Annotated in this window: 23 protein-coding genes; 13 read left to right on the top strand and 10 right to left on the bottom strand. The window is 35.3% G+C overall.

Annotated elements, in window-relative coordinates; all coding sequences use genetic code 11:
• Position 1: 1 nt before the first annotated feature.
• The gene (locus PZ898_RS16565) at positions 2-439 is read right to left on the bottom strand and encodes an exosortase F system-associated protein (protein WP_277693789.1); all 438 of its coding nucleotides are present in this window, start codon (positions 437-439) and stop codon (positions 2-4) included.
• Positions 426-956, bottom strand: a complete 531-nt coding sequence (gene xrtF, locus PZ898_RS16560) for an exosortase family protein XrtF (protein WP_277693788.1) — start codon at positions 954-956, stop codon at positions 426-428. Before xrtF ends, PZ898_RS16565 begins: the two co-directional genes overlap by 14 nt.
• Before the next feature lie 229 nt (positions 957-1,185).
• Here xrtF and PZ898_RS16555 point away from each other — a divergent pair, with 229 nt between their 5' ends.
• The 6 genes from PZ898_RS16555 (at position 1,186) to PZ898_RS16530 (ending at position 5,790) form a co-directional block, all read left to right on the top strand.
• The gene (locus PZ898_RS16555; protein ID WP_123278585.1) at positions 1,186-2,211 is read left to right on the top strand and encodes a phosphotransferase; all 1,026 of its coding nucleotides are present in this window, start codon (positions 1,186-1,188) and stop codon (positions 2,209-2,211) included.
• 247 nt (positions 2,212-2,458) lie between these two features.
• The gene (locus PZ898_RS16550) at positions 2,459-2,866 is read left to right on the top strand and encodes an RNase adapter RapZ (protein WP_062673324.1); all 408 of its coding nucleotides are present in this window, start codon (positions 2,459-2,461) and stop codon (positions 2,864-2,866) included.
• A 92-nt stretch (positions 2,867-2,958) separates the two neighbouring features.
• A complete protein-coding gene (locus PZ898_RS16545) occupies positions 2,959-3,672 on the top strand; it encodes a nucleotidyltransferase family protein (RefSeq protein ID WP_062673322.1) in 714 nt (237 codons plus the stop codon).
• Between the two features lie 9 nt (positions 3,673-3,681).
• Entirely contained in the window at positions 3,682-4,434 is a 753-nt protein-coding gene (locus PZ898_RS16540) for a TIGR00730 family Rossman fold protein (protein ID WP_062673320.1), read from the top strand.
• Between the two features lie 58 nt (positions 4,435-4,492).
• Entirely contained in the window at positions 4,493-4,963 is a 471-nt protein-coding gene (locus PZ898_RS16535; RefSeq protein WP_226798727.1) for a DUF6702 family protein, read from the top strand.
• A 275-nt stretch (positions 4,964-5,238) separates the two neighbouring features.
• The gene (locus PZ898_RS16530) at positions 5,239-5,790 is read left to right on the top strand and encodes an inclusion body family protein (protein WP_034691547.1); all 552 of its coding nucleotides are present in this window, start codon (positions 5,239-5,241) and stop codon (positions 5,788-5,790) included.
• A gap of 93 nt (positions 5,791-5,883) precedes the next feature.
• Here PZ898_RS16530 and PZ898_RS16525 read toward each other — a convergent pair whose 3' ends face one another.
• Both PZ898_RS16525 and PZ898_RS16520 read right to left on the bottom strand, forming a co-directional pair.
• Complete coding sequence (locus PZ898_RS16525; protein WP_277693787.1) at positions 5,884-7,290, bottom strand: DUF5689 domain-containing protein; 1,407 nt, start codon at positions 7,288-7,290, stop codon at positions 5,884-5,886.
• 25 nt (positions 7,291-7,315) lie between these two features.
• Entirely contained in the window at positions 7,316-10,195 is a 2,880-nt protein-coding gene (locus PZ898_RS16520; RefSeq protein WP_277693786.1) for a carboxypeptidase-like regulatory domain-containing protein, read from the bottom strand.
• Positions 10,196-10,441: 246 nt separating this feature from the next.
• Between PZ898_RS16520 and PZ898_RS16515 the strand changes: the two genes are divergently transcribed.
• From PZ898_RS16515 to PZ898_RS16505, 3 genes are all read left to right on the top strand, one after another.
• Complete coding sequence (locus PZ898_RS16515; RefSeq protein WP_277693785.1) at positions 10,442-11,632, top strand: endonuclease; 1,191 nt, start codon at positions 10,442-10,444, stop codon at positions 11,630-11,632.
• Positions 11,633-11,683: 51 nt separating this feature from the next.
• Positions 11,684-12,103, top strand: coding sequence for a DUF6146 family protein (locus tag PZ898_RS16510; protein ID WP_062673311.1), 420 nt, complete (start codon positions 11,684-11,686; stop codon positions 12,101-12,103).
• 570 nt (positions 12,104-12,673) lie between these two features.
• Positions 12,674-13,441: a GLPGLI family protein gene (locus PZ898_RS16505; protein WP_120232498.1), complete on the top strand. Its 768-nt coding sequence runs from the start codon at positions 12,674-12,676 to the stop codon at positions 13,439-13,441.
• A 133-nt stretch (positions 13,442-13,574) separates the two neighbouring features.
• On the opposite strand, the gene PZ898_RS16500 is transcribed toward PZ898_RS16505, so the two are convergent.
• Together PZ898_RS16500 and rho are read right to left on the bottom strand one after the other, a co-directional pair.
• On the bottom strand, positions 13,575-14,171 hold the full coding sequence (locus tag PZ898_RS16500; RefSeq protein ID WP_062673307.1) for a superoxide dismutase: 597 nt from the start codon (positions 14,169-14,171) through the stop codon (positions 13,575-13,577).
• Positions 14,172-14,366: 195 nt separating this feature from the next.
• Positions 14,367-16,202, bottom strand: coding sequence for a transcription termination factor Rho (gene rho / locus PZ898_RS16495; RefSeq protein WP_277693784.1), 1,836 nt, complete (start codon positions 16,200-16,202; stop codon positions 14,367-14,369).
• Positions 16,203-16,346: 144 nt separating this feature from the next.
• Here rho and PZ898_RS16490 point away from each other — a divergent pair, with 144 nt between their 5' ends.
• From PZ898_RS16490 to PZ898_RS16475, 4 genes are all read left to right on the top strand, one after another.
• Positions 16,347-16,736, top strand: coding sequence for a DUF4293 family protein (locus tag PZ898_RS16490; protein WP_062673303.1), 390 nt, complete (start codon positions 16,347-16,349; stop codon positions 16,734-16,736).
• 142 nt (positions 16,737-16,878) lie between these two features.
• Positions 16,879-17,799, top strand: a complete 921-nt coding sequence (locus PZ898_RS16485; protein WP_276833004.1) for a M28 family peptidase — start codon at positions 16,879-16,881, stop codon at positions 17,797-17,799.
• A gap of 235 nt (positions 17,800-18,034) precedes the next feature.
• Complete coding sequence (locus tag PZ898_RS16480) at positions 18,035-19,873, top strand: ABC transporter ATP-binding protein (RefSeq protein ID WP_062673299.1); 1,839 nt, start codon at positions 18,035-18,037, stop codon at positions 19,871-19,873.
• A gap of 18 nt (positions 19,874-19,891) precedes the next feature.
• Entirely contained in the window at positions 19,892-20,239 is a 348-nt protein-coding gene (locus PZ898_RS16475) for a DUF1801 domain-containing protein (protein ID WP_062673297.1), read from the top strand.
• A 49-nt stretch (positions 20,240-20,288) separates the two neighbouring features.
• On the opposite strand, the gene PZ898_RS16470 is transcribed toward PZ898_RS16475, so the two are convergent.
• From PZ898_RS16470 to PZ898_RS16455, 4 genes are all read right to left on the bottom strand, one after another.
• A complete protein-coding gene (locus PZ898_RS16470; RefSeq protein ID WP_120232493.1) occupies positions 20,289-22,091 on the bottom strand; it encodes a hypothetical protein in 1,803 nt (600 codons plus the stop codon).
• A gap of 293 nt (positions 22,092-22,384) precedes the next feature.
• Positions 22,385-22,705, bottom strand: coding sequence for a helix-turn-helix domain-containing protein (locus tag PZ898_RS16465; protein ID WP_123278593.1), 321 nt, complete (start codon positions 22,703-22,705; stop codon positions 22,385-22,387).
• Position 22,706: 1 nt separating this feature from the next.
• The gene (locus PZ898_RS16460; RefSeq protein ID WP_120232491.1) at positions 22,707-23,120 is read right to left on the bottom strand and encodes a transposase; all 414 of its coding nucleotides are present in this window, start codon (positions 23,118-23,120) and stop codon (positions 22,707-22,709) included.
• 97 nt (positions 23,121-23,217) lie between these two features.
• The gene (locus PZ898_RS16455) at positions 23,218-24,210 is read right to left on the bottom strand and encodes a hypothetical protein (protein WP_062673288.1); all 993 of its coding nucleotides are present in this window, start codon (positions 24,208-24,210) and stop codon (positions 23,218-23,220) included.
• Between the last annotated feature and the right edge of the window lie 385 nt (positions 24,211-24,595).

The raw sequence follows: 24,595 nt of genomic DNA, 5'->3' as shown, positions 1-24,595 counted from the left end.
TCTAGCCTTGTTCACCGCCCATCTTCTTCCTATAATAGAACATCGGTACTATCAATAGTATGATCAAAGGCTGGATGACAAATCTTCTCATATAAAAAGAAAAAAGATATCCTATTTCAAATTTGTTATGAATACAGTACAGGTAAATCGGGAATGTAATAGCAAAAACGACAATCATCATTACAGCTCCCTGTATGGTCCAGTTCTTATTTTTGAATAAACCGTAAATAATCACGCAGGAAAAAAGAAGATTTAAAATAAACCTGAATACATGTCCTGCAATCAGTTTTCCCCATTCAAAGGCAGGGAACTCAATATGTTTATTGGCTTCGTGAAAGTAGTTTAAAAATGGGTCATAAAAAAGAGTACCTTCCAAAGCTCTTACCCCTATCAATCCGCATATACCTGCGATAACCAGAAACCAGCTAAGAATTTTCATGTTTTAAGGCAAAAAATTTAATCCAGATCAGCCAAAGGGCAACCACACTTCCATAAATAATGGAAGGAAAAATAAAATCGTGAAACATCTTTCCGTATTCTTTATGATCTGACATGACAATATTCAATCCTATAATTCTTAAAAGATTGATAACATACAATAATACCAGTCCCGCTCCCACAAAAACAAAAGTTTTCGTTCCTTTATAAAAAGCAAAAACAAAAGACACAAATAAAATGATAACAGAAATCGCATTACAACCCTCCACCATTCTCGTCACATAATTCTGTTTAACATAAAACCAAACCTGTTCGTTCTTTAGATCGTCATAAAGTTCTGTAGGGTAACCTATCAAATTCTGAACAGCTGTCACCTGATTGGCTATCATCTTTGAAAAAGAATCCAATCCGGAGTCTTTCCCACTATTCAGATAGAACTGATAGGCAAAGAGCAGCACCAGATAAATAATAATAAAACGCAATAAGATACCCAAAACAGGTTTAAAGTCTTTCAGCATACTACAAAGATAAAAATTAGTGTGTAATATCCTGAATTTGAATAAAGAAAGTTAAAAACAAGAGTTCAAACCATATAATTACCAGACTTACATTGAAAATTTTTCACAAAAACAATTAATAAAACCAAAATTCTACATCTCCATGATAATAACTCTTTGATCTTCATCCATCACTTCTTAAATCTATCATTTCCAACTCATGTTAATTTAGTATATTTGTTTCCATATTATGACTTCTGAAAACGCAAAACGATTTTTTGAAAACCATATAGGTAAAAAATCTTCCGAATTCGTCACATTAGCTCAAAGCGGCTCTGCGAGGGTAAATTTTCTGGCCACTGCCGGTACTGAGAAATACATTATCACGTACAATGAAAATATTCCGGAAAATGAAAGTTTTCTTTACTATTCCGAAGTATTCTCTGACCTGAGTCTTAATACTCCTTCCATCCTCGCTGTTTCAGATGACAGGAAGATGTATATCCAGGAATTTTTAGGGCAACAAACACTTTCCGAGGTGATTACAAAAGAACAATTATCGCCCAATATAAAATCTTTGGTTCAGCAGACTTTACAAAAGCTTTACCAATTGCAGCTACAGACTCAGGGGAAAATTGATTTTTCAAAAACCTTTGAATATGAAAGTTATGATGAGCTTCCTGTGATTCATGATCTTTATTATTTTAAAAACTTTGTCGCCGATTTTCTGGAACTTGAATACAACAAGTCTACTCTTCTTAAAGAATTTAAAAAAATTGCAGTGCTCATTGAGAACCTTGAACCTAAAGGAATTATGATCCGCGATTTTCAGGCAAGAAATATTATGGTGAATGAAAAGAATGAAATCTCTTTCATCGATTACCAATCGGCTATGAAAGGCCCGTTGATGTATGATGTCATCTCTTTTCTTTTTCAGGCTAAAGCTAATTTCCCGGAAAATTTCAAACAGGAAATGCTCGAATATTATATTCAACAGTTTGAAGATCCTGAAACAAGAATCCAACTGAAAAATGCAGTAATGCCTATTCAGATGATGAGATTTTTACAGGTTTTGGGAGCCTATGGATTCCGAGGATTGATTCAGAGAAAGCAGCATTTCATGGCCAGCCTTGAGAAAGGGATACAAAATATTACCCAATTTGCAGACTCATGGGAACAGATGAATAATTATCCGGAACTGAAAAAAGTAATTCAGCAACTGACATCGGAGAAGGCAAAGCAAAAAATTGAAGAAATAATAAATTTAAACCATTAAGAATATTAAGGTTATGACCAAAAAAGGAATTACGTATTACCAATCCAAGCGCAATTACTAACTGACATGAAAGTTCTTAAAACGCCACAAGGTCTTCTTATTAATTTTTTCACTAACAATATTACAAAGTCAATGAAACCCTTTATTAATGAATTTTTCAAAGAGCTTCCTGACTAAATTTTGATTTATCAAAATCTTAACTTATCTTAAAAACTAAATAAGCCTTAATGGTTTAAAAATAAAAAATATGCTACACATCGAGATACACAGTTTTTCATACAAAAAAGGAGGAATTCCCAAAGATAATTCCGGAAATGGCGGAGGTTTCGCTTTTGACTGCCGTGGAATCTTAAATCCCGGAAGAATTGAAGAATATAAAATCCAGACCGGAAATGACATCGGAGTTCAGGAATATCTGGAAACCAAAACAGAAATGCCAAAGTTTTTAGAACTTATAAAATCTCTGGTTTCCATCAATATTGACGATTATCTTGCAAGAGGCTTTGAACATCTTCAAATCAACTTCGGATGTACAGGCGGACAGCACAGATCAGTATATTCCGCTATAAAAATTGCAGAATTTATCAGAGAAAAATATCCTGAAGGAACTCAGGTAACTCTTCACCACGATGAACAACCGCAACTGAATAAATAAATGATAAGTGATCATTGATAAATGATTTAATTTCATTTATCGATGATACAAAGTATTATCATTCATCAATTACCATTTATCAATTATAAAAAATGAAAGCTTTAATTTTCGCAGCTGGAAAAGGTACCAGGCTTAAGCCATTTACAGATCATCACCCAAAAGCACTCGCCAAGGTAAATGAAATTCCGCTTCTGGAAAGAAATATTAATTACCTGAAAAGTTTCGGAATAAAGGATTTTGTTATCAACATTCATCATTTTGGAGAACAGATTGTTGATTTCCTGAATAAAAACAATAATTTCGGGTGCAAGATTGAAATCTCTGATGAAACCAATGAACTTCTGGAAACTGGTGGCGGCTTGATATTTGCAAGAAAATTCCTAGATCATGGAGAAGATTTTTTAATCCTGAACGCTGATATTCTAACAGACCTGAACATCAATGCATTGGTAGAATACCACAAAAAGATAAAAGATTTTGCTACTTTAGCGGTTTCGGACAGAGAAAGTTCGAGAAAACTCCTTTTCAATGATGATATGGTTTTGAGAGGCTGGCTGAATGTACAGACTGGTGAACAAAGGTTGGCAGAATTCAATAAAGGTTTTAGAGCCCTTGCATTCAGCGGAATTCATTGTATCAATCCTGTCATCTTCGAAAAAATAAAAAGAACAGGCAAATTCTCTGTTATGGAAGAATATCTGGATCTGATGCAGACCGAGCATATACATGGTTTTGTACACGACAGTATTCTTATTGATGTCGGAAGACCATCCTCCATAATAGAAGCCGAAAAACATTTTAAATAAATTTTTGCAATGGAAATTGATGGAACCAGGGATGAAAGTTTAGTAAATCCAGAATTTGATAGTAACGAAACAAAACTGCATAACAGTTTCAGACAGAAAACCTGGGACGAAACAATCACCAAAGACAGCTGGATGGTCTTCAAGGTCATGGCTGAATTTGTAGACGGCTATGAAAAACTGGCTAAAATTGGTCCATGCGTTTCTATATTTGGCTCTGCCCGACTGAAGCCGGAGAACAAATATTATGAAATGGCGGTAGATATCGCTGAAAAGATCACCAAACTAGGTTTCGGAATTATTACCGGAGGCGGCCCGGGGATCATGGAAGCAGGAAATAAAGGAGCTTTTAATGCCAAAGGGAAATCTATAGGACTTAATATTGATCTTCCTTTTGAACAGCATTTCAATCCTTACATCAACAAATCTTATTCTATGAACTTTGATTACTTTTTCGTGAGAAAAGTGATGTTTGTAAAATACTCTCAAGGTTTCGTAGTAATGCCTGGAGGATTCGGAACACTGGATGAGCTGACTGAAGCGATGACCTTGATTCAAACCAACAAAATTGGAAAATTCCCCATTGTTTTGGTAGGAAGTGAATTCTGGGGTGGATTACTGGATTGGTTTAAAGCAACTCTGTTAAAAGAGGGAATGATTGCGGAAGATGATCTTGATCTTTATCGTGTGGTAGATACGGCTGATGAGGCTGTAGCGCATATTAAAGCCTTTTATGATAAATATTCTGTAAATGTAAATTTCTAATTGGCATATTATTTGTGACTTATAACTAGCAAGTATGATTGTAAATCTATTAATTAAGATGAAAAAACTTTTATATATATCAGGAATTTTAACATTTTTTGTGTTAATGAGTTTTATGTATGTAGACTTTTTCTCTTCAATGACCAAAGTTGACTATATTGATGGAAGCAAGACATTGAAGTTTACCACAAAAATGAATACAAGCCATATCTCTGATGCTATTAAAATCAACCCTAACACGGCAGGATTTGAAGCAGAGGTAAAAAAATATGTGAACAATAATTTTGATGTTTTTGTCAATGGGTCTCCCAAAACGATTACCTTCACAGGAAGTCAGGTCAGTGGAGAAACTGTATGGGTATATTTTGAAACCGGAGGTGTTTCGGATATCAATACCTTAAAGATTAAAAATACGATCCTTTTAAGCGCTTTTCCTAAGCAGATCAACCTGGTAAACATTGCCTACAAAGGCAGCCAGAAAACAATGAACTTCCAAAGAGGAAAAGAAGTGAATGAGGTTTCTTTTTAAACGAAAATTAGATTTAACCATTATAAAATGGGTGCCCTGTAAAGTTGAACTTTTCAGGGTATTTTTTTGAAGCTTTAAAAAGTCACTAAAAAGAGATTAATTAAGTACAAATACGTAATCAAAAATTTCAGCATTTCCACTCTAATATTTTCATTTTCAGCCATGTACATTTGTATTGTAATTACAACTCAATCAGTGAAGCCGTATCACTTTAATAACGGGGCGGAATCTGAAAAGCCCAATGAGTAAGAAAACACCAAACAAAACTAAATATCATGGAAGATATAGAACTAAAATCATCCAGTCAGGAAATTGATGTCCTGATCGTTATTGACACGGATTATGTAAGAGGAACGTATAAAAATCCAAGTACAGACCCTAATAATCCTACCGGAATTGATCATAACAGCCAACATATGATTGTTTCCAATGCCAACGCTATTTCCGGACAAGGTACAGCTGATCTGAATTTCAGTGCAAGAGCCGGAGATACTGTTTCTTTCAGGGGAACATCAATATACCAAAACTCCGATGATGCAGTAATCATCTATAATATTAAGTACTGGTCAGGCGATCAGGTTTTTAACAGCTTTATATACAATTCTGTGGAAAGAAAGAAGGCTGCCGTACCCAATTTGAATTCTCAAAATGGCCTTCCTGCCGCCAGCGCTGATATCACTTTTGCGAGTATAGACTCCAAAGTAAAAGCTACAGGAACAGAGAATTTCTATGTACAGTTTGGACTTTATATTTTAGATCCGAATGACAGTAACAAACAGATTCTGTACGGTTACTTTTACTGGGATCCAACAATTACGGTTAAATAAACGCAAGTAAAATCTCGTATAAATAAAAATCGGGCAGCTTGAAAGCTGCCCGATTTTTATAAAGTGGATTAGAATATATTTTATCCTAATGAATTACTCAATTTTGATGTTATCAATCTGAACATCATATATACCACCATTTCCTGTTTTAATCGCAAACATATCTTTTCCGGCTGTAGTGTTAATATCTGCAATTCCTGTAAGGGTAAGCTCAACTAATCTCCACTGTCCATTTGTATTGATAGAACCGTTGTAAGAGTTAGCACTTTCTACTCCTAAAGTAGCACCAGTAGAGAATGTTCCTAAGTTGAATACGTAGAAGCCTCCACCTGCTTTATATACGTTGAAAGAAAGACTTTTCCCTGTTGCGGTACCTTTGATATACATTGTAATTCTTTTTGGCACCGCTGGGATTCCTGTAGTAGCCACAGATGTAAATACATAATCGTTAGCTGTAGGAGTACCTTTTATCTGAAGTGAATTTGTACCATTATACCCAAGACCAACACCTTGTGTAGCGTAAGGCTTAAGACCGAAAGTATTTACACTTGATAAGAAAGATGTCCAGTTTTCAAAGTCAGAACCTGCGAAAAGGTTTACAGCAGAAGCAGACGGAGCATCAGGTTCACCCGGATTGAATCTGTCGTTAGGGAAGTTAATATCATCAAGATTTCTGATATAAGCCTGATCTGTGAAAACCGTTGCATTACTTGAGCTGGTAAAACGGCTTAGTAGAAGAACGATATCACCACTTTTTGCATATTTAGGAGAGATCGGCGATTTCGCAAAAGTTGCATAGTTACTGAAACGAAGATCTAATCTACCAGCCTTTTTATCAGTGATATAACGGTCTCCTGTTCCTGATTCATCAGCAAAAGTTTTTGTCAATTCAGGATCTTCGAACTGAACATTTTTAATTTTTACAAGCTGATTGATGTGAGCACCATTTTTAAGAGCATCAGCGATAGAATTAAACTCTAATGGCTTTATTGCAGTTACAACAGCCTTTTGTCCGTCACAAACTCTTGCCATGTAATTGGATAGTTTATTTGGGTTGATTCTACCGATAGGATAATTAGGATCAAAAGAACCTACTTTAATATTCCCATTAATACCTTGAACGATCAATCCTTTAAGATTGATTCTTACTAAAGATCCGGTAGGATAATCAAGATACTGATTTCCACCATCGATGTCAATTTCAATCCCTTGCGTTGGGTTTTCAGGTTTATCCTGAAGGAACATCATTTTATAGATATTTCCTGATTCATCACTTGAAGAAACATAAGCTTCAACAATGTAATCTTCTTTAATGATATCAGCTTCAGTTGGTTTTGCTTTTGCAATGGTAGCAAGATCAGTTAACGGGTGATTAGCTGCTGCAAATTTGTTGGTACATTTAATTTCCGGTAATTCATAATCATCAGTTTTTACACAAGACGAGAATGTCAGCATTGAAATAGCACTAAAGATCGCCGCTTTAAAATATATATTTTTCATTGTTTTCGATTTTTAATTTTAGTTTTTAGAATCTGAATTGAAGATTAACAAAATAAGATCTACCCTGATTATACCAATACTTTGGTGCAAATACCATATTGCCACTGTCATAATCATTAGCGTAATCAATATAGTTAACGTTTCTGGTCTGTTCAAATCCTCCTGTAATATAATTTCTGTTGTTAAGGATGTTATTTACCGATGCAGACACCAATACATAATACTTACCAATCATCCAGGACTTCCCTGCATTGACATTGAAGAAGAATGCTGAAGGAAGCTTTGTAGGCGTAAGAACTCTTGCTAGTTCTTCATCATTTACCTGGTCATAAGGCACTCCTGGTGTGCCAGGATTGGTATAGAATCTGTCTGTTCTGGTCACCGGAGACGGGTCTAAGAATGAATGCCCAAAATAGTTCCAAGTTGCTCCTACCCACCAGTAGTTTTTAGTGCTGCTGTAACGAAGACCTAGTGTATATGCTTCCTGAGGAGTACCCCCTTGTCTGTAATTTTTAAGAGTAGCCTCACCCATGTTGGTATAAGATCTTGATACGATATTTCCATTTCCGTCAAGCTCTCTGAACGTTCCAACAGCGTCAGATGCAAAATAAACTGTAGGATTATTAGTATAAGTGTATTGTCCTAAGCTTAATAACCCACTGGCAGTTAAGTTAGGAGTTACTTTCACTTGTCCACCAAGCTCAATTCCCATATTTCTTTTATTTGCACCTGCCAGTACCTGCGTAATGAAAGCTCCATCCTGAACCGGAGCCTGATCACCACTTTCAGTAAGGTTTGTTAGTTTGACTCCCTGTGCAAAATATCTTTGTACACTTGTTTCGTTTTGGGTGTTAACAAGGTAACCTGTCAGCCTAAGTTTAACAATCGGAGTAGAGATTACGTAGCTCAGGTCGTTAGCATCAACAACAACATTTTTGATACCAGGAGTGGTAACACCACTTACTCTGGTATTAAAGTAAATATCATTCAGGAAAGGAGACTGCGAGAAGTAAGCTCCGTTATAAACCAGGAAGTTTCTACCATTGATTTTATAAGTAACCTGTCCTTTAACACCAGCATTCCAAAAGTTTTGGTCTGCCCCTTTTCCGTAAGAAGACTCATACAGGTAGTGTTGGAATAATCCTTCTCTGCTGTTTGATGTATATCCAAATAATCCGGAAATAAAAACATCAAATTTTCCGGTGGAGAATTTGAAAGCAGGATTTATTTTGAATTCCTGTCTTCTGAAGATATAGCTGTACCCGATTTTATCCCCTTCTCTTTTGGCAACATCAGTATCGCTTTCTCTTGTATTGAATTTTCCCCAAACACTTCCTGCCGTGGTATTGGATGCAAATGGATCCATATTTAGGGCAAAATCAGCTCCTAATAGGTCATTCACTTCTCTGTACTGCTCAGATCTGTAGTTCTGGTAAGATAAGTTTAAAATAAAACGGGAAGTATCGGTGAAGTTATAAGTATAGTGGGTAGATACATTCCATACTTTATCATCTTTTACGTCATCCACAAGATAATAAGCGGCTCTTCTTCCTCCCAATAATGCATTGTATTCTACATTTCGGTTGGCATTATAAAGATTATCCCAGTTGATCTGTGTGTGTGACTGGTCATCATTGGTCCACCAGTCTCTTGTGATTCCGATGTTGGCAGCCTGCTCCGGAGACGGATCTTTATAGTTTAACCAATAGCTTGGCAGATTACGGTAATAAGTTGGAGACGGGTTATTAGCTCTGTACCAATCCAATCTTGAACTGTATTCTTTCCCAAACTGGTAAGAAACAGACGTCCATAACTGAGAGTTTTTATTGATTTTCCAGAAATCCTGTAATTGGATCATCGGCTGGAAACCTCTTTTCACTCTTTCATTTCTTTTATCTCCGTTTTGCCATCCCCAGTAAGAGTTGTAATGAACACCTCTGAAGTCATATACTTCCTGAGTACTTGGACTTGAAGAGCTTCTGGCATATTTAGAACCAATGGCATTTAAGGTCATGGTATGGCTGTCGCTGAATTTCTTCTCAATACCGACATATCCACTGTATGCATCATAAGCGGTACCATCCTGAATCCCTTCCTGTGCCCATCTCCTTGCGATCATTCCTGTAAATGCCCATCCGTTCTTATTCATTCCGGATGAAAATCTGTAGGATAATCTGTTGGTATAATTTCTGTTGGTCAGAGAGTATGTCAACTGGCTCCCTTTTCTGTACTCGCTGGCTTTTGTATTTTTATAAAATACTCCGGTAGTTCCTCCGAAGGCATATTCTGAAGGGGCATGGTTAGCTGCAATTTCCGGGTAACGGGTAATTTCGTTCAACCCTCCCCAGGTACTGAAGTCTACATCTCCATTATCAGCTGCAGCCATAGAAACCCCATTGATCATGTTCTCACCTGTTCTGCTATCAATTCCTCTTGGACGGAACCAGTAGGGGCCTAAATCAAAACTTGCAATTCTGTTGAAAACATCCTGAGAAGATTGTAATAAACCTACCGTGGCCGTTTGCTGTGCACCACCGCCATCACTTTCTCCAGAATCTTCTATGATAGCTAACCCTTGATCAGCACCATTCAGTGCAGAATAAAGAGTAATTACTCCAAGATCTTTTCTTTTCTCATCACTGGTTACGTCAAATTCAAAAATTTTAGTTTCAAAATTGGGTTTTGTAACCATAATCTGATAATGTCCAGGCATCAAATCTTTAAATTGGAAATATCCGATTTTGTCTGCCTTTGCATCATTTCCTGCTCCTTTTAAATCCACACTTGCTTGCTCAACAGGCTTGCCGTCCGCATCCTTAAGATACGCAAACACAGTTGTCTGCGCATAATAATAGGACGCAGGCAGCAAAGTAAATAAAGAGATCAATGATAATTTTTTAATCATGAGTATATTTATTTTTTAATACTTTTATTGTTAATTTTCAACAGTTTAAAAGTTGGGGGCACAAAATTAATCAAATTTTGCAATTCAGAACTTTTTTAACGTTATTTTTCCTTAACATTGCAATCTTTTAAGAATCATTATAAAAGAGAGGTTCAAATTACTGCTTTTAAATTTACAAATATTTAAAACGCAGCAAGTTAAAAAAAAGTAAATTTGTAATTAATAGTATAATAAAACTCCAAAGAGATGAAGAGATTTTCGAGTCTGTTTGCCCTGTTTATTTCGATCGTGGCATTCTCCCAACAACAAGGAAAACTGAGAAAAGTAGCAACCATAGGTTTCTTAAATGTAGAAAACCTTTGGGATACTATCCGCTCAGCTGATTATATTGATGGAACCAAAGACATTAAAAACCCTGCTTTCCACAGAAGTATCCCTATGGATTCTATTCAGTTTCTGGAAGCAGAAAAATACGACGGACCCTGGAGTGACGGTGCATTAAAAGGGAAAAAAGCAGTAAGAATTCAAAGTGGTTCTGAAGAATTTACTCCTAAAAGTGCTAAGAACTATGGATCGAAAATTTATAAGGCAAAACTGGCTAACGAAGCAAAGGTGATTTCTGAAATGGGAGCACAATATACCAAAACAGCTCCGACAGTAGTAGGCTTAATCGAGGTTGAAAACAGACAGGTCATCCAGGACCTTGTGAACGAACCTGCTTTAAAGAAATATGACTACGGAATTATTCATTACAACTCTTATGACTATAGAGGAATTGATGTGGCATTGATCTATCAGAAAAGAAGATTTACCCCTACCAATTCATTAAAAAAAGAACTGGTAATTTACGGTGACAACGGAAAAAGAGAATACACAAGAGATATCCTTGTCGTAACAGGATTTCTGGACAATGAAAAAGTAGCATTTTTCATGAACCACTGGCCTTCAAGAAGAGGTGGTGAAGCAATTTCTTTACCTAAAAGAAATGCTGCGGCTGCCTTATTAAAACAGCAGATGGACAGCGTAAGGACTGCAGACCCTACTACCAAACTTTTTGCTATGGGTGACTTTAACGACGATCCTGTAAGCCCAAGTTTAAAAAACCATTTGAAAGCCCAGGCCAATCCAAAAGATTTAAGCGAGGAAACTCCTTATCTTAACCTGATGTATCCTTTATATAAGAAAGGAGTTGCTTCTTTGGCTTATCAGGATGCTCCCAACCTGTTTGACCAGATTATTGTTTCTAAAAACGTAATTTCAGATCAGGTAACTAAAGAATATTCTGTGTACAAAGCAGAAATTTTCGCTCCAGCTTATCTTGTCAATAAAGAAGGAAATTACAAAGGATATCCTTTCAGATCATGGAATGGAGATCAGTTTACAGGAGGCTACAGTGACCACTTTCCTGCATTTGTAGTTCTTCAGAAAGAACCATAAAAAAGTTAGGCACTCTTATTGGAGTGCTTTTTTTATATAAATACCTATATCATGAAAAGTATTATTTTATTAGTAATGATTGCATTGGTACCTTTCAGCTGTTTTTCTCAGGAAACACCAAAGAAAGATAAAGAGCAACATGAAATGAAGCCTTCTAAAAATGAAGACGGAGAATGGGACCTTACGGTTATCGATACCCAATTCGATTATTTTCTGAGCGCTGTTGCCAGACCTATCAGCCAGTACACAGAATCTTATCTGAAGACAAAAAACACATTTTTGGTCAATGAGTGGAACAGCTATTATCATTCCGGCAGATACAGAAATATTATTGAATCCGGAATCGATTATGATCCTAAGGAAAATTACGGAATCAAGTTTGAATATAAATTATACCAGGTTTTCGCCTATGTAAACTGGAAGTATAAGCTAAGATTGAATGGATTATCCGGAAGCGATGCAATAAGGTAAATTTAAAACATCCTCAATAAAAAGGTTCAAAGTAATTTTGAACCTTTTTTATATAAATGCTGTTTAAATTCCATTGAAATACTCAATAAAAAGTCTTTCTTAATAGTATTTGGAATTTCCGTAGTAAAATACAACCTTTTAATTTAACGATGCGAAAACAACTAATAAACAGAAACTTAACATAAAAAAATAGTTCACAACAAATTGATTTTATTTTATATTTTAGTAATGAATTTAAAAAAACTCATTATGAAAAAAATTATTTTATTAGCAGCTTTCGGAGTTGCTGGATTAGTAAATGCTAAAAGCACAGTGGCATAAAATCGTTATTCCAAGGTTACAGAAATCAAAGAAGAGGAAAAGGAAAACAAAGTAAAAGCATTTGGATGTATGCAAGTTTTTATTCAAACATCTTGCGGACTTAATTCATACACAACATGGTGTAGCGAATGGGGAACCGAGTGTTTAATGAGCGATGCAGAAGCCGTTGAACAAATTAACTGTCATCAGTAATCAAAAAAATAACTCAGATAGTAAATAAACTATCTGAGTTTTATAATTATGTAAAAAATGAAAAAATTATTACTACTATTTATTATTAGCATAACAACTTTCATTCAAGCACAAGAAGTGAAATCAAGTACAGTATTTTATTATAAGTACACGTTCATGCGTGATTCCTTAGATAAAGACCGGAAATTTGAAGAGACGATGGTACTACTTTCAGATGGTAAAGAATCTATCTATAAAAGCTTCTCAAAAATGCGTAGAGATTCAATCGTACAAAGCAACTTTGACAAAGGAAATTACACTATAAACTTTGCTTCTATGCCTCAAGCAAGGGTAAATCATGAGGTATTTTACAGTATAGACAAAAAAATCAAAGTACTTGATAAAATTGTCAATAAGTTTTACGGATATCCCGCCGAAACAATACACTGGGCAATAGAAAATGAGAAAAAGAAAATAGGTGAATTTAATTGTCAGAAAGCAGTTTGTATGCTCGAAAACAGAAAGTTTACTGCTTGGTTTACTTCTGACATACCATCTCATGATGGACCATTTCGATTTAAAGGACTCCCAGGACTGATTGTTGAAGTGTATGATTTAAACCATTATTTTACATTTAGTTTGGTTGGTGTTAAGAAACAAAGTTTGAATATAACCTTACCAAAAAATTTTATTGAAACAACAAAAGCAAATTTCATTAAAGAAAGAAACGATTTTTACGCTGATCCTGCTGGAAAAGCTAAAATGTATATGGGGAATAGTGTTCAATTAGCAGACCCAAAAGTTATTAACGAAAAATTTAAAAAAGATAATCTATTCATAGATTAAAGGAAAAAGGAGACTGTCTAAAAGCACCTTTCTCTCAGACTCTTGTGTGACAAATTTTGTCATTTAAGAAATTCTCAGAGTGTTGGTCTACCTTTTGAGACAGTCTCCTTTTAATTTTTATAATAGCTGAAAATTATTTATTGAATAATTCCTCTACTTTATCCCAGTTTACTACATCAAAGAATGCAGAAACATAGTCAGGTCTTCTGTTTTGGTAGTTTAAATAATAAGCGTGCTCCCAAACGTCTAATCCTAAAACCGGAGTTCCTTTAACGTCTGCTACAGGCATTAATGGGTTGTCCTGGTTGGGTGTAGAAGAAACAGATACAGAACCGTCAGCATTTTTAACTAACCAAGCCCATCCTGAACCGAATCTTGTTTTAGCAGCCTCAGAAAAATCAGTTTTGAATTTATCAAGACCTCCGTAATTTTCGATAGCAGCCTTTACATTTCCTACAGGCTCTTTGCTTCCTCCAGGAGTTAAAATTTCCCAGAATAGAGTGTGGTTGAAGTGACCTCCTCCATTATTTCTTACTGCTGGCTTGTCAGTTCCTGTCTGGCAGATTTCTTCAATAGTTTTTCCTGCTAGTTCAGTTCCTTCAATTGCTTTATTTAAATTGTCAATATATGCCTGGTGGTGTTTTGTATGGTGGATTTCCATAGTTCTTGCATCGATCGTTGGCTCTAATGCATCATATGCATATCCTAGTTTTGGTAATTCAAATGACATAATCTTTATTTTTAATGTTATACTTCAAAATTAGCCAATATTTAAGGTATTATCAAGGATTGTGGATTACTTTAATAAATCTTTAACATTGATATATTGATTTAGAATGAATTAAGTTTTAATTTTTTTATCATATTAATAAAAAGCACGAACCCCAATGATCCGTGCTTTCTATTTAACAATATTAAATTAAATTTATTTATTCATAGACATCAGGAATTCCTCATTATTCAGAGTTCCTTTGATGTTTTTATTAACAAATTCCATAGCTTCTACAGGATTCATTTCAGAAAGATATTTTCTGAAGATCCACATTCTCTGAGAAGTTACTTCATCCAGAAGCAGATCATCTCTACGGGTACTGGAAGAAATAAGATCAATAGCAGGATAAATTCTTCTGTTGGCAATTTTTCTGTCCAGCTGAAGTTCCATGTTACCCGTACCTTTGAATTCTTCAAAGATAACTTCATCCATTTTAGATCCTGTATCAATTAATGCAGTCGCAATGATTGTCAGAGATCCTCCTCCTTCAATTTTTCTTGCCGCACCGAAGAATCTTTTTGGCTTGTGAAGAGCATTGGCATCTACTCCACCGGAAAGTACTTTACCAGATGCAGGCGTTACGGTGTTGTAAGCTCTTGCTAATCTTGTAATAGAATCCAGTAAGATCACTACATCATGTCCGCATTCTACCATTCTTTGTGCTTTTGCAAGAACAAGGTTGGCTACTTTCACATGTTTTTCTGCTGCTTCATCAAATGTAGAGGCAATTACTTCTGCATTTACGCTTCTTTCCATATCAGTAACCTCTTCCGGACGTTCATCAATCAGAAGAACCATCATGTATACTTCCGGGTGGTTGGCTGCAATAGAATTAGCAATATCTTTCAGCAACATCGTCTTACCTGTTTTAGGCTGTGCAACGATCATTGCTCTCTGACCTTTTCCAATAGGTGCAAATAAATCTACAATTCTGGTAGAAATGGTAGAATTGCTTCCTGCCAAATTGAATTTTTCTTCCGGGAAAAGCGGAGTAAGATATTCAAAAGCTACACGGTCTTTGATGAATGCAAGATCACGTCCGTTTACTTCTGTAGGTTTTAACAATGAAAAGTATTTCTCTCCTTCTTTTGGAAGTCTTACAATTCCTTTCACTGTATCTCCGGTTTTTAACCCATAATTCCTGATCTGTGCTGTAGATACATACACATCATCCGGAGAAGAGATATAGCTGAAATCTGAGGAACGTAAAAATCCGTAGTTATCCGGTAAGATTTCCAAAACACCTTCAATACTTACCAATCCATCGAAATTGAATTCTTTTTTATGCTCGTTCTGCTCCTCTGCCTTTTCAGAATGTCTGTTTTGATTCTGATTTTGGTTTTGATGCTGCTGATGCTGATGTTGTTGGTTTTGATTTTTATGTTGGTTTCCACTGTTCTGTGGATGGTTGTGTCCTTTTTGGGGTCTGTTAGCCTGTGGTTGTTGAGGATTAGTAGGCTTTTCTTCGGCCTGAACAGGCTCTTGAGGTTCTGTGTTTTTTGGAGTTTCAGTTCTTTCCTGAGATACTTCTGCATTTCCTGAATTGGTAGAAACTCTTTTTCTTTTCTTTTTTGCCTGAGCAGTTGCTGCTGATTCTTCTGTTACTGTTGCTACAGTGGTTTCAGCTTTTGGTTCTTCCGGTTTTATGTCTTCAGAAGCAGCTACCTTTTCTTCTACTATTTCCTCTGTTTTAGTTTCTACCGGAGCTTTTGCTGGTGCTTTTGGCTTGGCTGCTGTTTTTTTCGGGGCAGCTTTTTTTGCCGAGGCTTTGGCAGGTTTTTCTGCTGGAGCCTCTTCAGTATTTACACTGGCGGTTTCTGTGGCGTTGAAATAATCTTTTGCAACTTTAGGGTTAGAAGCCTGAAAGTCAAGAATAGCAAAGATCTTGTCATTTTCATTGCTGGTTCTTGCAACTTTAACGCCCAAATCTTTTAAGATTTTAGTCAGTTCCGTTACGGATTTTGACCTTAACGTTTCTATGTTAAACATATTTAATGTAAAAATGTAATTAATTGTGAGTAAGAAAAGTAAGTCCGGTGACTTTTGTTTTCAAGTACATTGTATAATGCAAATCTACACTTATTTTTGAATTGTGCAAAATTTATATTATTTTTGCCAAGAATTTAATATTCAATGCTACAGAGAATACAAACCATATGGACTTTATTAGCAGTTTTAGCTGCTGTTTTCCTTTTTATAACAGGACAGGATGTTGTCATTTCAGACAGTATTCCTTTACTTAATATAAGCTGTATAGTACTTGTTATTATTGGAGCATTAAGTATTTTCAGTTTCAAAAACAGAAAAAGACAAATTTTGCTGAATACCATCAGCATCATTATAAACGCTTTGTTGATTGGTGTATTGGCGTACTGGTTACTAAACTTATCCGGAGGAATTCAGATTCCTGAGAAGGGTATTGAGCCGATTTTCCCATTGATTGCGGTAATCTGTCTGCTTATGGCAAACATTTACATCCGTAAAGATGAGAGGCTCGTAAAATCTGTAGACAGACTTCGATAGCCTTACAACGATTTTTTGAGTGAGAACAGCTTCTTTTTAGGAGCTGTTTTTTTTCGTTATCCATTCTTAAATTAATTTATGTAAATTCATTGCAACTTTTTGATTAAAAACACGACAGATCATATAATTTTAACAAAAGACAATGAAAAAGCTAACGTATCTTACTTTATCCCTGTTCTCAATATTTTCCTTTGCACAGGAAGTTTCCAAAGAAAGAGTAAAAACAGTTCTTTCCACTCTCGCTTCAGATGAAATGAAAGGCCGTGAAATCGGAACTCAGGAAAATGAAAATGCAGCTAATTATATCGCGAAACTTTTCAAAGAAAATAATCTGGAATATTGTACCGGAAAATCGTATCTGGTGCCTTTTGACTACAATGGAAAGACCGTATACAATGTTTGCGGAATCAAAAAAGGAAAGTCAGATCAGTATCTGGGTTTTTCAGGGCATTTTGATCATATCGGAACCAGTGATAAAAGTGGAGACAATATTTATAACGGAGCAGATGATGACGCCAGTGGAATCACTACTCTGGTAGGTATTGCTGATTATTTTAAAAATAAAAAACCGGAATTCTCTATGGTGTTCATGGCATTCAATGGAGAAGAAAAAGGAATGCTGGGTTCAAGAGCGATTTCAACAGATAAAAATCTGGATCACATTTATAATAAAATGACTGCTCTTTTCAATTTTGAAATGGTTGCTACAGAATCTCAATGGGGAAAAAATGCATTATATATGACAGGTGACGGATTCTCAGATCTTGATGAGCTTTTCAATCAGAATGCAGTAAACGGATTAAAAATCAATGCTGATCCCTATGCAAAACAGCAGCTATTCTACCGTTCAGACAATGTAAGCTTTGTCAAAAAGAAAATCATTGCCCATTCATTTTCTACTGTTGATATGACCAAAGCGTCTCATTATCACCATGAAAATGATGACATCAACGTTGTAGATTTTGATAATATGACTCAGATCATCAATAATTTGGCAAAAACACTTGACAAACTGAGTCCTAAAAATTTTGCTCCGAAGTACAATGATCAGGTGAAATTTTAAGTAAAATCATTATAAAAAACTGCTCTTTCTGCAGTTTTTTTTATTATACAGCAAGACCTTACGATCTCCTGTTCTTAAGCCAAGTTCAGGCTTATTTACGCAAAAAAATAATGCTTAATAGTGCTGAGTTGTAACAAAAAGACACTTTTTGAAACTTATCCAGTAAAGTAAAACAGGATTAAGAACGTCTTATCTTTTAATTTTACGTAATTTTGCTATCCAATTTTTTCATTGAATGAACCAATATATTAAAATACTAAAGTTCGCAAGACCCCACCAAAAATACATCTACGGAAGTTTGTTTTTCAATCTTATGTATTCTGTATTTCAGATTGCTTCCTTAGGGACTATTCTTCCTGTTTTGGGAATGCTTTTCGGAACCATTGAGGCTAAAAAATACAGCCATCCACCTGTGTATTCGGGAGAAATTTTAGATTTTTTCTCCTACGCAAAAGAATATGCCAATTACTATGTTCAGAGTTTAGTAATCCAGTATGGAGCACTTAACGTTTTGGCGTGGCTTTGTGTGGTAACAGCGTTTATGTTTTTACTGAGAAACCTTTTCAGATATTTAGGTTCATTTTTATTGATCAATTACCGTGTAGGGGTTACTAAAGACCTTCGTGGAGCAATGTACAGAAAGATTCTTGCTTTACCTGTTTCCTTTTTTACAGAAAGCAGAAAGGGAGATCTGATGTCTCGTATGTCCAATGATGTGGGTGAAGTTGAAGGGAATATTTTAGGAAGTTTAGTTGAATTAATCAATGCACCTTTCATGCTGATCAGTACACTGGTAACGCTTTTCTTTTTAAGTACAGAGATGACGCTTTTTTCTCTTTTAGTATTGCCTGTCATGGGAACCATGATTGCTTTAATAGGAAAAAGTCTGAAAAAAGATTCTCATCAGGCTCAAAATGAGATGGGGAATATTTTCTCAATCGTAGATGAAACACTAAAATCTACAAAGGTAATTAAGATTTTCAGCGCAGAAAAAATAATGGACAACCGTTTTATGCAGTCTATGCAGAAATGGATCAACAGCTCCATAAATTTAGGAAGAAAAAAAGAACTGGCCTCTCCTATGAGTGAATTTTTAGGATCGGTGACGTTCTTGATTATCGCCTGGTACGGTGGAAAGCAAATCATTGTAGAACAAAGTATTTCACCTGCAGATTTTTTGGTTTTCCTGGGTATTTTCTTCCAGATTTTACCACCTGTGAAAAGTTTATCTCAATCTATTTCGAATGTTCAGAAGGGTGAAGCTTCTCTTGAAAGAGTTTTAGCTATTCTTGATGCTGATGTGAAAATTGACGAAGTACCCAATCCTGTTTCTATCTCAACATTAAAGCATTCTATCGAATTTAATAATATTGGTTTTTATTATGATAAAGATCATACGATTCTTAAAAACTTCTCCCTTTCTATTCCAAAAGGAAAAACTGTTGCTCTTGTTGGGCAAAGTGGAAGTGGTAAAACAACTATTGCTAATCTTTTAGCAAGATTTTATGATGTTTCGGAAGGAGAAATTCTGATTGACGGAACAGATATCAAACATTTAAAGCTACAGGAATACCGTAAGCTATTGGGAATGGTAACCCAGGAATCTGTATTATTCAATGATTCGGTTTACAATAATATTCTGATGGGTAAACCTGATGCCACCAGAGAAGAAGTGATTGCAGCCGCTAAAATTGCCAATGCTGATGCATTTATCAACACACTTCCTGAAGGATATGATTCCAATATCGGGGATGACGGAGGTAAACTTTCCGGTGGTCAGAAACAAAGGGTTTCTATTGCCAGAGCAGTATTGAAAAACCCACCTATCATGATTCTGGATGAAGCTACCTCTGCACTGGATACGGAATCTGAAAGATTCGTACAGGATGCTCTGGAGAAAATGATGGAAAACAGAACTTCTTTAGTCATTGCCCACCGTCTTTCCACCATTCAGAAAGCAGATTGGATTGTAGTGATGGAAAAAGGTGATATCGTGGAACAAGGAACCCACCACGACCTGATTGCAAAAAGAGGAATGTATCACAAACTTGTTGAACTTCAAAACTTCGACTAATCTTTTAATTGAATTAAAATGAACCCTATACAAGAGTATTTCTACAGAATCGAAGAGCCTGAAAGAAGTACTCTTTTATTTTTACGTGACACGATCTTAGCTTCAGATCCGGAAAACATTACAGAAACATTTAGTTTCGGTCTTCCGTTTATCAAATACAAAAAGAAAATGCTGTGCTATTTCTACTACAGCAAAAAATACAAAAAGCACTACCTGAGCTTTTATCATGGTGACAGACTTGATTATCCAGAACTGATCCAGGACGGCAGAAAGAAGTTTAAAATCCTTCTTATTGATACGGAAGACGATATTCCCGTAGAATTCATATTAAACCTTGTACAGGAAGTTAAAAGACATATAAAATAAAAACTCCGGCACGAATAATCGTGCCGGAGTCATCTTTAAAAACCTTTTATCATTGTGTGTTTATTCCGTTAAATTCCGCCTGCTTTATTGCCCAGGCAATCATATTGGCAAAAAGGATTGAATTCTGAACCTGCATTCCTCCAGTTGTATATCCGTTTCCAGCATAGCCATAAGAAGACTTCTGAACTGGGAAATATCCTCCTGTACTTGGTGCTACAAAAGGTTCTATTGTATTACTCGGATATTGATTTCCATTGGCATTTTCATTACTTAGAAAGCCGCCATCCCCAAACCATACAAAGTTTAAACTTGTATTTCTTAATCCTGAAATTCCTGTTCTGGCAGTTGTGCTGTTGATAGGCTGCGCATAACTGTATGGAACAAATCCACTTGTCAGGCCTGAAATATTTACTGTGGTAGAAGCATCTTCACCCCAGTTTTTCCCTCTTACATCTCCAAAAGGCCCGTTAAGGATAGGATCATCATTATTGGTAAGAGCATACACAGATCCAGCACCGCCTCCATAAGATGCTGAAATGGTAGGATCAGAGAATATTCCTCTGAATAGATTCTGTGCTGTGCCCGTATCATCCGTCATAGCAATGACAACTCCTCTTTTATTAAGATAAGAAGCAATATAACCTGCATCTGTAGCATTAGGTGTGTAGTTGTAGCCAATGACAACAATATCCGGCTTATTGTTAAGCGCTGTCTGAAGGGCAGTTGATGAAGGGGAATTTCCCAAAGAAGTATGGGTAAAACCTTCATATTTAACAATACTGGAAGCAGCAGTACCAAAATTTGTGGGAGAATCCATCAGACTTCTTGAGGGACCGGTATAGGCGCTATAACCGTACGCTGTTTCTAATCCGATATGGAGAACTGTTTTTTTAGGAATTACAACCACTACATTTACAGAACATGTTGTAGATACTCCCCCCTGACTGTCAGAAGTAATTGTAATTGTTTTCACCGATGTGGAGGTTGGCGTTCCTGTTCCTCCTAACGTAATATTCTGATTTCCTGTAGACGTAAATGTACCTGAACCACTGAAGGAAATTCCGTCAACGGTATTGGTAGTAATCGTGTAACTTCCCAACGCTGAAACATTCACAGGTAAGGTAATTGTATTCGAAGCTGTTAGGGCTGTCCCCACTTTGTATACTCCATTTACTGTTGCAGTACCACAGCTCATGGTATATGTACCTGCAGGACTTAGCACCGTAATAGAAATAGCTGGAGTACAAGTTACTTCAGTTCCGTTGGCTTCAAGAACTACATTATCCGTCTGAATATTCTGGGGAGTTCCCTGTCCCGGAATCTGTATGGTTTGTGTTCCGGCATTTAAAAATACACCTGTTCCATAAAAATTGTATCCGTTTGTGGTAGTTCCTGAAATGGTATAATTACCCGGTTTGGTTACATTCACGGCAATGCTTAGATAATTTGAGTTGGTAAGCTCTTTTCCTTTTACATAGCTACCCATGGCTTTGGACGTGGAGCAATCTATGGTAAAAACAGCTTTTCCCATCTGTCCGCAGACACTTTTCCATTCGTTATCCGCACGGCTCCAGTAATTGAAACAGTCTTCTGTGGTGTTGTAAATCGTCAGACCATCATCATTGGATTGATTGATTACAATTGCATTTCGCTGTGCTTCAGTTAAACGAGGAATAAGGACTCCTTTATTATTATTTCCTGAAACAACATCCAAAACGGAATTAGCGTTCGGGGTTGTAGTATTAATCCCTACTGCACCATTATTGGTTTGAGAAAAAGATTTTCCAAAAACAAAGAGCATTGCGATGAACAAGGCTTTGATTGAAGGCATTGTAAATTTTGTTTCCATCATTGTAATAAGTTATAGTTGTTTGATAATTAAAATTTTAACCTGAACATTTAACTTCCACAAAATTATCAAGCACAGACGATTACAAATTAATTCCCGCTACGCAATACTACTCACGCGTAGTAAAACTCACAAATGCCAATAACTTATCATCACATTCAATACAAATAAAAAAGTTGAGTTATAAAAAACTCAACCATAAATTTAAAAACAAATTCAAAACAGCATAAAATCAATTCTTTCTAATGTAATAGAAAAAAAATAAATCGATTAGATTAAACAGAATACAATACTTTTTATAATTTAAAAATGGTTTTCCATCTGGCAATTGTATTTCGGCTTATCTTAAAATGATGGCTCACCTGAAGATTAGTCAGTCCATTTCTTTTTTGGTAACTGAGAATCCTAAGAATAGATTCCTGATCATAAGACCGAAGCTTCTGATTATTAAGGCTAACCGTATATTCAGCCTCTCCAAAAATCAGCTGGTTAAATTTCAGAATATCAAAAGCTGATTGCAATGTTTCCAGCTTAAGTTTTATAGCCGCATCCAGTAATTTCTCTGGAAATTTTTCTTCAAGAATGTCGGTATAAATCTGCTTATAATCTGGTATCATATTATATCTTTTTCATCCATTTAAATAAAGTGGTTCTGGGTATTTTATACCTTTCAACCACATCATTGGCCGTCATTTTTCCTGTATTTATTCTTTCCAGCACAAAATCCTTCACTTCCTGTGTATAGATACTCTTTCTGAAAACCATGGTTTCTCCTTTATGCCGGAATGTATTATCAACTCTTGAACCTGGCGAGTATAAAATCAGATGTCCTGTATAGAACCTAAAAAAATCGAATTTTAAAAGCTTACACCATTTCAGAAGAACATCGGTATCCATACTTTTGGCATGATACATCCTCTCTACTTCGTCTTCCGGCCTGTTTAAAAACCTGGAAATTCTTTCTATTGGAATCTGACACTCTTCCACTTTTGTCTGGATAAGGTTTCCAATATGAATGTTCTTAATATTCATCACAATGCTTTTAAGTAAAAATATTGATAAGAAAATCAAAAAACACCATCGGAAGCTACTCAACACTACGTACGAGTAATAAAAATCAGAATTCTGTTTAAATTTTTATAAGAAAGCTATTGATATTAATCTCCGAGGAAATATTTAATTTTTTCCGGATTCTGTACTTTTTACTTTCCACAGCCCGAATACTGTTTTTGGTGCACTGTGCAATTTTTTTTGTATCAAAATCCAGCTTCATCAATGCACAGAAATAGAGTTCAGAATGGATGAGATTAGGATTTATTCTTAAAATTTCAGGAATAAAATGAGGAAAAAACACCTGAAATTTTTCAAAGAACATTGGTGAATTATTTTCTGCCAGGCTTAAAATCTCCTGGACATTTTCTTCTGAAAGATGATTGATGAGCATCTGATGCTTCATCAGTTCTGTATTCGTTTTTACAAGATCCTTAATGGTAGAGTCTTTTTCTTTTTTATCGGAAATCAGTCCATGAATCAATGCATCTTTCTGAGTGATAAAAACAATATCCATGAAAAAATAGGCGATAGAAAACAAGATATTTAACAATTTTAAGGTTTTAAAATCATCTTTTTCTAAAAATCTACTTCTGGGAAGAAAATTAAAATCATAGTAAAGGCATGCAATAAAGTTAATGCTGATAATGAGAGTAATAAAAATGATACAAAACGGATCCTTCTTATAATTGAGAAAAAATGGAACTGCAAATAAGAGGCAAAAATAGAAATATTCTACACCGCCACTCTTATAGGTATAAATATAAAAAAAACTTACTATAAAAGTCAGTAAAACAAAAACAAGGATAATAAAAGGCTTCAAAATCTTTTTAAATCTTCTTGTTTTACCTTTTATAGCCATCAGAAGCAGCCAGAAAAAAGTAATAGAAGTAAGGAATATTGAAATCAGCATGTCTCCAAAAAAAGCAATGATAAAAACAGAATAAAACAAGAATATGAAAAACAATGAAAACAGATACCTGTTAATAATATTCAGATAATTACGGTCAGCATTAGCTTCCATTTTGTCTGACTCGCCATTAAGCATTTTAAATAAAAAATTATAAATCATCTTATTGTTGTTTTATAAAGAACAAATAGGGATTCGAACAAAGCTAGAAAAAAAATCCTCTATATTCTTAATCAAATAAAATACAAAGTGTCTTTTAATAATTTCATGTTAAAAAAATTAAGTGATTTTCTTTATACAATTTACTAAAATTCCAATATTGAAATATTGAAACTAAGCAAAATCATATGACAAAAACATTAACAGTTATCAACTTACCTAATTAATGTGTCTTATTTTTAAGCCGGCAAAATTATTGTTCTCTAAAAAAGAAAACCTATATATCAATACGCAATACTACTCTTGAGTAGCTAAACTCACCTATCAGTAGCACCCATCAAATGAAAAAGAGGACCCAATGGCCCTCTTATATATTTATATTGTAATA

Source organism: Chryseobacterium sp. WX, from assembly GCF_029542485.1.
Classification (GTDB): domain Bacteria; phylum Bacteroidota; class Bacteroidia; order Flavobacteriales; family Weeksellaceae; genus Chryseobacterium; species Chryseobacterium cucumeris.
Note: the sequence above shows the minus strand (reverse complement) of the source record. Positions and strands in the feature narration are given on the sequence as shown.

Excerpts from the sequence above, each read along its gene's own strand:
- PZ898_RS16565 (WP_277693789.1), bottom strand. The coding sequence starts at position 439 with ATGAAAATTCTTAGCTGGTTTCTGGTTATCGCAGGTATATGCGGATTG.
- xrtF (WP_277693788.1), bottom strand. The coding sequence starts at position 956 with ATGCTGAAAGACTTTAAACCTGTTTTGGGTATCTTATTGCGTTTTATT.
- PZ898_RS16555 (WP_123278585.1), top strand. The coding sequence starts at position 1,186 with ATGACTTCTGAAAACGCAAAACGATTTTTTGAAAACCATATAGGTAAA.
- PZ898_RS16550 (WP_062673324.1), top strand. The coding sequence starts at position 2,459 with ATGCTACACATCGAGATACACAGTTTTTCATACAAAAAAGGAGGAATT.
- PZ898_RS16545 (WP_062673322.1), top strand. The coding sequence starts at position 2,959 with ATGAAAGCTTTAATTTTCGCAGCTGGAAAAGGTACCAGGCTTAAGCCA.
- PZ898_RS16540 (WP_062673320.1), top strand. The coding sequence starts at position 3,682 with ATGGAAATTGATGGAACCAGGGATGAAAGTTTAGTAAATCCAGAATTT.
- PZ898_RS16535 (WP_226798727.1), top strand. The coding sequence starts at position 4,493 with ATGAAAAAACTTTTATATATATCAGGAATTTTAACATTTTTTGTGTTA.
- PZ898_RS16530 (WP_034691547.1), top strand. The coding sequence starts at position 5,239 with ATGGAAGATATAGAACTAAAATCATCCAGTCAGGAAATTGATGTCCTG.
- PZ898_RS16525 (WP_277693787.1), bottom strand. The coding sequence starts at position 7,290 with ATGAAAAATATATATTTTAAAGCGGCGATCTTTAGTGCTATTTCAATG.
- PZ898_RS16520 (WP_277693786.1), bottom strand. The coding sequence starts at position 10,195 with ATGATTAAAAAATTATCATTGATCTCTTTATTTACTTTGCTGCCTGCG.
- PZ898_RS16515 (WP_277693785.1), top strand. The coding sequence starts at position 10,442 with ATGAAGAGATTTTCGAGTCTGTTTGCCCTGTTTATTTCGATCGTGGCA.
- PZ898_RS16510 (WP_062673311.1), top strand. The coding sequence starts at position 11,684 with ATGAAAAGTATTATTTTATTAGTAATGATTGCATTGGTACCTTTCAGC.
- PZ898_RS16505 (WP_120232498.1), top strand. The coding sequence starts at position 12,674 with ATGAAAAAATTATTACTACTATTTATTATTAGCATAACAACTTTCATT.
- PZ898_RS16500 (WP_062673307.1), bottom strand. The coding sequence starts at position 14,171 with ATGTCATTTGAATTACCAAAACTAGGATATGCATATGATGCATTAGAG.
- rho (WP_277693784.1), bottom strand. The coding sequence starts at position 16,202 with ATGTTTAACATAGAAACGTTAAGGTCAAAATCCGTAACGGAACTGACT.
- PZ898_RS16490 (WP_062673303.1), top strand. The coding sequence starts at position 16,347 with ATGCTACAGAGAATACAAACCATATGGACTTTATTAGCAGTTTTAGCT.
- PZ898_RS16485 (WP_276833004.1), top strand. The coding sequence starts at position 16,879 with ATGAAAAAGCTAACGTATCTTACTTTATCCCTGTTCTCAATATTTTCC.
- PZ898_RS16480 (WP_062673299.1), top strand. The coding sequence starts at position 18,035 with ATGAACCAATATATTAAAATACTAAAGTTCGCAAGACCCCACCAAAAA.
- PZ898_RS16475 (WP_062673297.1), top strand. The coding sequence starts at position 19,892 with ATGAACCCTATACAAGAGTATTTCTACAGAATCGAAGAGCCTGAAAGA.
- PZ898_RS16470 (WP_120232493.1), bottom strand. The coding sequence starts at position 22,091 with ATGATGGAAACAAAATTTACAATGCCTTCAATCAAAGCCTTGTTCATC.
- PZ898_RS16465 (WP_123278593.1), bottom strand. The coding sequence starts at position 22,705 with ATGATACCAGATTATAAGCAGATTTATACCGACATTCTTGAAGAAAAA.
- PZ898_RS16460 (WP_120232491.1), bottom strand. The coding sequence starts at position 23,120 with ATGAATATTAAGAACATTCATATTGGAAACCTTATCCAGACAAAAGTG.
- PZ898_RS16455 (WP_062673288.1), bottom strand. The coding sequence starts at position 24,210 with ATGATTTATAATTTTTTATTTAAAATGCTTAATGGCGAGTCAGACAAA.